Source organism: Streptomyces ossamyceticus (genome assembly GCF_001418475.1).
Taxonomy (GTDB): domain Bacteria; phylum Actinomycetota; class Actinomycetes; order Streptomycetales; family Streptomycetaceae; genus Streptomyces; species Streptomyces ossamyceticus.
Genome location: NZ_LIQX01000278.1, coordinates 1 through 8,873 on the forward strand (window position 1 = coordinate 1; position 8,873 = coordinate 8,873).

Here is an 8,873-nt window from a genome sequence, read left to right on the forward strand (position 1 = left end):
CGGCCCCGACCCGCCCGCTCCCCGCCCGTAGGCGCAGGATCAACCCCGCATCCAGAAGCGGCAGATGACCTGGCGCCGTGGAGCGGGCGGGTCGGGGCCGTGACCGCGGAATTGCGGCCCTGTCGCCGGTCCCGGCTCTCGGAGCGCTGGCTGCGCTTCCGTGAGCAGGGACCGGACTCCTTCCGCCTCGCGGACACCTGGTCCGGCGACCGCCGGGTCCTGTCCGCCACCCTCGTCTCGGACTGCGACCGTACGGCGGTGGAAGCGGCGGCATCCGGTGCCGCCTCGTTGAGTTCCGTCTTCTCCGCGCGCCAGCAGGCCTTTCTGGCCGACTGCGCGGACGTGCGGGCCGATCTGGACGCGCTGACCCTTCTGGGGCCGGTCCGTACGGTCAGTTGGCGCGACGTACGCATAGATCATCATGCAGTCGTACTGAAGTACGGTAGTTTGCGCGGTTATGGGAGTGGAAACGGCTACGGCAGGGGCAGCGGCGCTCTCGATTGGCTGGAGGTGTCCGAACGCGTCGCGCCCGAGGGGGCCGAAGTCGTCCAGGCATCGCTGACGGCCCTCCTTGAGGAGAGGGGCCTCGAACCCGACCTCGGACCGGTCGCCACGACCCGCCGCGTACTGGAGACGCTGGCCCGCGATGCCTGAGCACTTCGGCAAGGTCCCGGACCGTAGGGGGGCGGGGCAGAAAGCGGGGGCACGCCATGCCGACCTCCATCAAGGTCCTCCTTCTCGTCTTCGGCGGCGTCCTGCTGCTGGCCGCCCTTCTCGGTAGCGGCTTCTCGATCCGGGAGATCTCCTTCCCGCCGATGAACCCGCTCCTGCGCACCGTGACGGTGCTGCTCGGGGCGGGGCTGATGGTCACGAGCGTGGTGCTCCTGGCGACGGAGGGCGGAACCAAGGGCCCCGTGGTCAAGCCGCCTTCGGGGCCGACCACCACCGCCCCCGGACCGTCGCCGAGCACGACTCCGCCGCCGGAACCGAACCCCGTCCCGGATCCCGATGCGCCACCGCCCGACGAGCCGGGGAGCGAGGAGGCGGAGACTCTCATGGGGCACATCCCGAAGAGCATCCGGAGCGACTGCGCGCCGGGCACCGCGTCCTACACGGAAGCCCTCACGGCGTACGTGGAGTGCCAACCGGACGGTGTTCCGACGAGCGCGTCGTACTTCCAGTTCGCGGACGCCCCCAGCATGGACGGCTGGTTCCAGGCGGCCGTCGAGGACCACACGTTCACCGGCGACTCCTGCGAGTCGTACTCCGACCTCAACGGCGAGGGCACCTACTCGGTGGGCGGCACACCGACCGGCAAGGTCGTGTGCTTCACGGGGGAGGACGGCCGGGTGCACCTGATGTGGACCCACAAACCGCTGGCGGTCATCGTCTCGGCCGTCGCCGACCCGGAGGACTACGACCAGCTCTTCCGGTGGTGGTCCGTGGCAGGCCCCAACAACAGCACGGAAGCATGAGGGAACGCACGGCATGGACTCACTGCAACTGCCCCTGGCCGCAGGTGGATTCGTCACCGTCCAGCGGGTCGACGAGCCGTACCCCCCGACCGCCGTCGGCTACCCCGGCGTGGTGACCCGGGGACTCGGCCCGGAAGCCGCCGCCGAGCGGATCGAGCGGACCTTCGAGGCGTCCCTCGACACGATCCGTACGGTCGCCGAGGGCGTGGTCACGCAACTCGACGGGCTGCGTCTGCGCCCGGACACGGTCACCGTGGACTTCGGCGTGGCGCTGGCCGCGAAGGCGGGCACCATCATCACCGCGGGCGGTTCCGCACATCTCCAGATCAGCCTCACCTGGCACGCGGCCGGCGCGGCTGGCCGTGAAGCGGGCTGAGATGAGCGTGATCAGCGACTACGTCCTGGAGATCAGCGGCCGGGACGGACAGTACGAGGTGGCCGTGACCTCCCCGGCGGGCGAGGCCAGCACGCGCGTCACTCTGGACGCCGACCGCATCAACTCCCAGCTGGGGAACCTTCAGGCCGCCGTACTGGCCTCGTCGGCGATCCCCCGTGCGATCGCCCACGGCCTGGAGCGGCCGGCCCGCGACGTGGGGGAGCACCTGTTCGACACGGTCTTCGGGGACCTGCTGCACGGGCTGTTCCTGTCGAGCCGTCAGCGCGCCGACGCCGACGACCGGGCCCTGCGGCTGGTGCTGCGCGTCAGGGCACCCGAACTGGCCTCACTGCCGTGGGAGTTGCTGTACTGCCAGAAGCTGGGCGGCTATCTCAGCATGCGTGAGCCGGTCGTCCGGTACGTGGACATGCCCGAGGTGGTGCGGCCGATGCGCGCCGAGGCGCCCTTGCGGGTCCTCGGTATGACCGCACTGCCGGGGACCCTCGCGCGGCTGGACGTCGACAGCGAACGGGCCGCCCTGGAGGTGGCGCTCAGACCGCTCGGCGACCGAGGACTGCTCCAGCTCGACTGGGTCCAGGGGCAGACGGTCGACGACCTCTCCCGGCAGTTGCTCCGCGGCTGCCACATCCTGCACTTCATCGGTCACGGCAGCTACGACCCGCAGCGCCAGGAGGGCATGGTCGCCCTGGCCGACGCGGACGGCCGCCAGCACCTGCTCCACGCGAGCGCGCTCGCCGCGCTGATCAGCGTGGCCCAGCCCCGGCCGCAGCTGGTCATGCTGAACAGCTGCCAGAGCGGCATGGGCAACTCCCACGACCTGTTCTCCAGCACGGCGGCCGTCCTGGTACGTACGGTCCCCGCCGTCGTCGCCATGCAGTTCGCCGTCACCGACAAGGCGGCCACGCGCTTCTCCGCCGCCTTCTACGAGGCGCTCGCCGCCGGACGGTCCGTCGACGAGGCGGTACGGGTGGGCCGGGTCGCCCTGATCGCGGGCAAGGACGACAGCCTGGAGTGGGCCACGCCGGTGCTGTACCTCAGGGGCGGTGACGCCCAGCTGTTCGATCTCACCGGCCCCTCGCGCAACGTCCCCCCGAAACCGCCGGACCCGCCCACGGCCGGGACGCCGGATCCGCCCACGGCCGGGACGCCGGTTCCGCCCACGGCCGGGACGCCGGGCCCGCCCACGGCCGGGACGCCGGGCCCGCCGCATCGCACGGACTACGGGCCCGGTCCGCATCCCGGCCCGCACGGCATGACGCCCAGGGTCCTGAACACCGGCCAATGGGTCCACTCCCTCGCCTTCCACCGGGACGGCAGAAAACTGGCCTCCGGGTCACGGAAGTGGGTGAGGGTCTGGGACGTGCAGACGGGCAACCGCATCTGGGAGCAGCCGGCCGCGGCCTGGCTCACCCCCGTCTTCGCCGTGGAGTTCAGCCACGACGGGCGGCGGCTGGCCACCGGAGGCGCCGACACGGCGCGGGTGTGGTCCGCCGCCAATGGCGACCCCCTGCTCACCGTCCGCCATGACCACATGGTGTTCGGGGTCGCCTTCAGCCCGGACGGTCACCGTCTCGCCACCGCCTCGGCCGACCGTACGGTCCGTCTGTGGGACGCCGCCAGCGGGGACCCGCTCCTGCGGATCCGGCACGACAGCGTGGTCAGTGACGTCGTCTTCAGCCCCGACGGGCAGTTCCTCGCGACCACGTCGGCGGACCGCTCCGTCCGCGTGTGGAGCGCGGGTGGGGACCTGCTGCTGCGACTGCGCCACCCGCACGCCACCAAGGCGGTGGCCTTCGCCGGTGACGGTCTGCGCCTGGCGACCTGCGACGACGAGGGTGCCGCCCGCGTCTGGGACGTACGCGGCGGCCACCAACTGCTTTTGGTCCGGCACGGCGGAGCGCTGAAGGACATCGCCTTCAGCCCCGACGGCCGCTGGATCGCCACCGCGAGCACCTCGGACCGCTCGGCAGCCGTCTGGGACGCCACCCAGGGCGAACGGGTCGTCCGCATCCAGCACGGCCACCACGTCTTCGGCGTCGCCTTCAGCCCGGACAACCGTTGGTTGGCCAGCGGCAGCGAGGACAAGACGATCAAACTGACCCCGCTCCCCTCACCCTCCGCCTACTGATCGAGCCCCACGGCCCGCAGCACCCCCGCCGTCACCGCCGCCCCCAGCACCACCACCGCGAACGGTGCCCTCCGCCACGCCAGTACGCCGCCCACCAGCACCCCGGCGGGCCGGGCCCAGCCGGCGAAGCCGCCCGACTCTGTGAGGGCGCCCGTGGCGAGCAGGGCCACCAGCAGCACCACGGCCGCGGCGGCCAGCAGCTCCCGGACCCGCGCGGGGACCTCGACCCGTCCGTGCAGCAGCGGCCCGGTGAGCCGGAGCGCGTACGTCCCCGCCGCCAGGACGAGCATCGCGACGACGACCCCGCCGCTCATGCCGCCGCCTCCCGCCGTGCCGAGGGCCGCCAGGCGAGCACGCCCGCCAGCGCGAGGAGGACGGGGACGCCCGTGGGGGTCAGCGGTGTGGCCGCCAGCGCCACCACCGCCCCGAGCAGCGCCTGCCGCTCGACTGGATCGCCGCCTCCCTCCGCAGGGAGCGCACACGTGCCGGCCTCTCCCTCTCCGAGCTGGCCAAACGCGCCGGAATCGCCAAGTCCACGCTGTCCCAGCTGGAGGCGGCGAGCGGCAACCCGAGCATGGAGACGCTGTGGGCGCTGGGCGTGGCGCTCGGGGTGCCGTTCAGCGCGCTGATCGAGCCGCCCGCGCCGGCGGTGCAGGTCATCCGGGCGGGGGAGGGGCCCACGGTCCACTCCGAGCACTCCAGCTACACGGCGGTCCTGCTCTCCGCGAGCCCGCCCGGCGCACGCCGCGACATCTACCGCACCCGGCTGGAACCGGGTTCGGTGCGGGAGTCGGAGCCGCACATCCCGGGGACGGTCGAACACCTCACGGTGAGCACGGGCCGGGTCAAGGCGGGCCCGAGGGGCGAGGAGGTGGTGCTGGGGCCGGGCGACTACATGGCGTTCCGGGGCGATGTCCCGCACTCGTACGAGGCGCTGGCGCCGGGAACGTCGTTCGTGCTGGTGATGCAGCACCTCTAGGGGTGGTGCGGAAAGGCCGACAAAGGCAGGAGCCCCTGCGCCGAAAGGCGAGGGGCTCCTTGGGTACTGCTCTCAGACGTCGTCAGAGGGGGCATCCCTCAGATCAGACGGGGGTGACGTTCTCCGCCTGCGGACCCTTCGGGCCCTGCGTCACGTCGAAGGAGACCTGCTGGTTCTCCTCCAGCGAACGGAAGCCGCTCGCGTTGATGGCGGAGTAGTGGACGAAGACGTCGGGGCCGCCGCCTTCCTGGGCGATGAAGCCAAAGCCCTTTTCGGCGTTGAACCACTTCACGGTTCCGGTAGCCATAAGCCCTCCTTGGGCCCAAAGGGTTGCCCTGCTCCAGAACCCTGCAAGTGTGAAAACAAGATGCCGCACAACTGCATACGTCTGAAAACGACTAGAGCCCGCGGTTACATGCTCCGCAGGCTCTGTACTGCAAGGGAAACCAAACTGCAACTTGCGGCGAGCCTAGCACGCGGGCAGCCGAAAGCAATAGAGGTCAAGATCACGTCACCCGGATGTTTGAGTGATCGTTGCGCCGGATTGACGACCGTCCCTCGATCGCCTCGTGCCCACCGCTCGGACCCCGGACCCCGGACCGTACCTCATGAGGTCTAGTCTCGCGATGTGGACAATTCTCGCACCAGGCCGCGCGTAGGCCACATCCAGTTCCTGAACTGCCTGCCCCTGTACTGGGGGCTCGCGAGAACGGGCACGCTGCTCGACTTCGAGCTGACCAAGGACACCCCGGAGAAGCTCAGCGAGCAGCTGGTGCGCGGAGACCTCGACATCGGCCCCATCACCCTCGTCGAGTTCCTCCGCAACGCCGACGACCTGGTCGCCTTCCCCGACATCGCGGTCGGCTGCGACGGCCCGGTGATGTCCTGCGTCATCGTCTCGCAGGTCCCCCTCGACCGCCTGGACGGCGCCCGCGTCGCCCTCGGCTCCACCTCGCGCACCTCCGTACGCCTCGCCCAGCTGCTGCTGGCCGAGAACGTCGGCGTGCGGCCGTCGTACTACACCTGCCCGCCCGACCTGTCGCTGATGATGCAGGAGGCGGAGGCGGCCGTACTGATCGGCGACGCGGCGCTGCGGGCCAACCTGCTCGACGGCCCCACCTACGGCCTTGAGGTGCACGACCTGGGCGCCATGTGGAAGGAGTGGACGGGGCTGCCGTTCGTCTTCGCGGTGTGGGCGGCGCGCCGGGACTACCTGGAGCGGAACCCTGAGGTCACCCGGCAGGTCCACGAGGCCTTCCTGGCCTCCCGCGACCTGTCCCTGGTCGAGGTCGCCAAGGTCGCGGAGCAGGCCGCCCGCTGGGAGGCCTTCGACGAGCGGGTCCTGGAGCGTTACTTCACCACCCTCGACTTCCGCTTCGGCGACCCGCAGTTGCGGGCGGTCGCCGAGTTCGCGCGCCGGGTCGGGCCCACGACGGGATTTCCGGCGGATGTGAAGGTGGATCTCCTTTCCTGAGTATTTCCTCCGTCGGCCACCGGGCCGTCGCCGGAAATTCGTTTGACGAATTCCGGGTTCTGTGGGACTGGCGGTCGGCGTTCGCATTCCCCTCCGGGCGTACGGCACTACGCTGCTGGGGAGTCCTGGAGTGGACGCACGGGGGAGGGGTGGGGGCGATGCAGCCGCTCGACGTCGGCGAACCCACGGTCGTGGGTCCCTACCGGCTGCTCGGCCGGCTCGGTTCCGGCGGAATGGGCCGGGTCTACCTCGGGCGCAGCGCCGGCGGCCGTACCGTCGCCGTGAAGGTCGTGCACCCGCACTTCGCGCTGGACGAGGAGTTCCGTGCCCGCTTCCGCCGCGAGGTGGAGGCCGCCCGGCGGGTCGGCGGCGCCTGGACCGCGCCCGTCCTCGACGCCGACCCGGAGGCATCCGTCCCCTGGGTGGCGACCGGGTACGCGGCCGGGCCCTCCCTCTCGGCGGCCGTCGCGGACGGCGGCCCGCTGCCCGAGCACACCGTCCGGGTGCTGGGCGCCGGCCTCGCGGAGGCCCTCTCCGCCGTCCACGCGCTGGGCCTGGTCCACCGCGACGTGAAGCCCTCCAACGTGCTGCTCACCGTGGACGGCCCGCTCCTCATCGACTTCGGTATCGCCCGCGCCACCGACGGCACGGCCTCCCTCACCTCGACCGGCGTCTCCATCGGCTCCCCCGGCTACATGTCCCCCGAGCAGATCCTCGGCCACGGCGTCACCGGCGCCGCGGACGTCTTCTCCCTCGGCGCGGTCCTCGCCTACGCCGCGACCGGCGAGTCCCCCTTCCCCGGCGACTCCTCCGCCGCGCTCCTCTACAAGGTCGTCCACGAGCCGCCCCGGCTGGACGGTCTCCGGGGCGACCTGCGCGACCTGGTCGGGCGCTGCCTCGCGAAGGAACCGGGCGCCCGGCCCGCCCCCGACGAGGTCGCCCGAGACCTGTTCGACGACGGCGCCGCCCGCCTGGTCACCGCCGGCTGGCTCCCCGGCCCCCTCGTCGAACAGGTCGGCCGCAGCGCCGTCCAGCTCCTCAACCTGGACGCGACGGAACCGGGCCCTTCCGGGCCGGTGGGGTTCAGCAGCCCTTCGGTGGGGGAGCCGGGCACGCCGACGCCGACGGACGCCGCGCCGGGCTTCGGGGCGAGTGGGGTGAGCGGGGTGAGCGGGACGTTCGGGCCGCCGCCCGTCATGTCGCCGTCGATGCCGTCGATGCCGTCAGCGCTGTCCGCCCCGTCCATGCCGTCGGCGCTGCCCGCGCGCTCCGGTCCCGCCACGTATGTGCCCGGCGCACGCGCCGACGCCGCGGTGGCGGACACCGTGCCGCCGCCGGCCGCGCCCGGCAAGATCTCCCTGAGCGTGGCCGCCGCCTCGACGACCGAGGCCGGCGGGCGCGGCCGGAGAGTCAGCTGCTCGATCGCGCTGGCCGTGGCGGGGGCCTTCGCGGCGGTGAGCGTGGGGTCGGTGTTCGTCTTCGGGATGCTGGAGAGCGAGGACGACGGCAACAGCGACAGCGCGGGCCCCGCACCGACGGCGAGCGCGAGTTCCTCCGAGGTGCCGGGCGACACGAAGGGCGACGTACCGGCGAAGTACCTCGGCACATGGGAGGGCGATGGCTACGCCCTGGGCGGCAAGCTGCCCGCCGGCACCTTCCGGGTCACCCTGAAGCAGGCCGCCGTCGGAAAGGACCTCGGCACCTTCCGCTCGGTCGACCCCCTGGGCGGCGCCTGCGACGACAAGCTGGTCCTCAAGGAGGTGACGGACGCACACGTCCTCGCCACCAGCATCGCCGACACCGAGAACAACCCCGGTACCTGCACCAGCAACACCCACGTCGTCACCCTCACCCTCGACGGCGACGCGCTCCAGTACGCGGCGGACAACGCGGACGCCGGCGACCCGACGGCCCGGCTGAAGAAGCTGAAGTAGGAAATTCACTGGTCGCGGGCGTGGGGCCGTGGTCCGATGCCGTGGTGATCAGCGACAGTGCCCCCGCCGCGCCCCAGGTTCACCAGCCGACCGTCCGGGCCAGGACCGATCACGACCTCGACGCCTGTACGCGGGTCCTGGCGGCGGTCCACGAGCGGGACAGCTATCCCGTGAACTGGCCCGAGCACCCGCACACCTGGCTGACCCCGGCCCCGCTCGTCGCCGCGTGGGTGGCGGAACGCGACGGCCACGTCGTCGGCCACATCGGCCTGTCCCGCGCCGACGCCACGGACGCGGCGCCCGGCCTCTGGGCCGCCCGCACCGGGGTGGGCGCCGAGACGACCGCCGTGGTCAACCGGCTGTTCGTGGCCCCGGCCGCCCGGGGCCACGGGATCGGCGCCCTGCTGGTGGCGCGGGCCACGGAGGAGGCACGGGCCCGCGGCCTGCACCCGGTGCTCGACGTGGTCGAGTCCGACGCCGCGGCCG

Annotated in this window: 10 protein-coding genes; 8 read left to right on the forward strand and 2 right to left on the reverse strand. The window is 72.2% G+C overall.

Going from position 1 to position 8,873, the window contains the following annotated elements:
- The first annotated feature begins 99 nt into the window (after positions 1-99).
- Genes AOK15_RS21485 through AOK15_RS21500 form a run of 4 tightly spaced genes read left to right on the forward strand, consistent with a single transcriptional unit; the run spans position 100 to position 4,000 of the window.
- The gene (locus tag AOK15_RS21485; protein ID WP_055519340.1) at positions 100-654 is read left to right on the forward strand and encodes a hypothetical protein; all 555 of its coding nucleotides are present in this window, start codon (positions 100-102) and stop codon (positions 652-654) included.
- 56 nt (positions 655-710) lie between these two features.
- Positions 711-1,475, forward strand: a complete 765-nt coding sequence (locus AOK15_RS21490) for a hypothetical protein (protein ID WP_055519343.1) — start codon at positions 711-713, stop codon at positions 1,473-1,475.
- Positions 1,476-1,488: 13 nt separating this feature from the next.
- Positions 1,489-1,851 (forward strand): CU044_2847 family protein, encoded by a 363-nt coding sequence (locus AOK15_RS21495; RefSeq protein ID WP_055519345.1) that lies wholly within the window; start codon positions 1,489-1,491, stop codon positions 1,849-1,851.
- 1 nt (position 1,852) lies between these two features.
- Complete coding sequence (locus AOK15_RS21500; RefSeq protein WP_055519348.1) at positions 1,853-4,000, forward strand: CHAT domain-containing protein; 2,148 nt, start codon at positions 1,853-1,855, stop codon at positions 3,998-4,000.
- Here AOK15_RS21500 and AOK15_RS21505 read toward each other — a convergent pair.
- Positions 3,994-4,314, reverse strand: a complete 321-nt coding sequence (locus tag AOK15_RS21505) for an AzlD domain-containing protein (RefSeq protein WP_185093614.1) — start codon at positions 4,312-4,314, stop codon at positions 3,994-3,996. The genes AOK15_RS21500 and AOK15_RS21505 overlap by 7 nt on opposite strands.
- 122 nt (positions 4,315-4,436) lie before the next feature.
- Here AOK15_RS21505 and AOK15_RS21510 point away from each other — a divergent pair, with 122 nt between their 5' ends.
- On the forward strand, positions 4,437-4,979 hold the full coding sequence (locus AOK15_RS21510; protein WP_055519350.1) for a helix-turn-helix domain-containing protein: 543 nt from the start codon (positions 4,437-4,439) through the stop codon (positions 4,977-4,979).
- A gap of 103 nt (positions 4,980-5,082) precedes the next feature.
- Here AOK15_RS21510 and AOK15_RS21515 read toward each other — a convergent pair whose 3' ends face one another.
- On the reverse strand, positions 5,083-5,286 hold the full coding sequence (locus AOK15_RS21515; RefSeq protein WP_003992177.1) for a cold-shock protein: 204 nt from the start codon (positions 5,284-5,286) through the stop codon (positions 5,083-5,085).
- Between the two features lie 321 nt (positions 5,287-5,607).
- On the opposite strand from AOK15_RS21515, the gene AOK15_RS21520 reads away from it, so the two are divergent.
- The 3 genes from AOK15_RS21520 to AOK15_RS21530 form a co-directional block, all read left to right on the forward strand.
- Positions 5,608-6,453 (forward strand): menaquinone biosynthetic enzyme MqnA/MqnD family protein, encoded by an 846-nt coding sequence (locus AOK15_RS21520; protein WP_055519352.1) that lies wholly within the window; start codon positions 5,608-5,610, stop codon positions 6,451-6,453.
- Positions 6,454-6,611: 158 nt separating this feature from the next.
- Complete coding sequence (locus AOK15_RS21525) at positions 6,612-8,387, forward strand: serine/threonine-protein kinase (protein ID WP_055519355.1); 1,776 nt, start codon at positions 6,612-6,614, stop codon at positions 8,385-8,387.
- A 44-nt stretch (positions 8,388-8,431) separates the two neighbouring features.
- Positions 8,432-8,873, forward strand: a 442-nt coding sequence (locus AOK15_RS21530) for a GNAT family N-acetyltransferase (RefSeq protein WP_063799024.1), incomplete at its 3' end; no start/stop codon positions are given.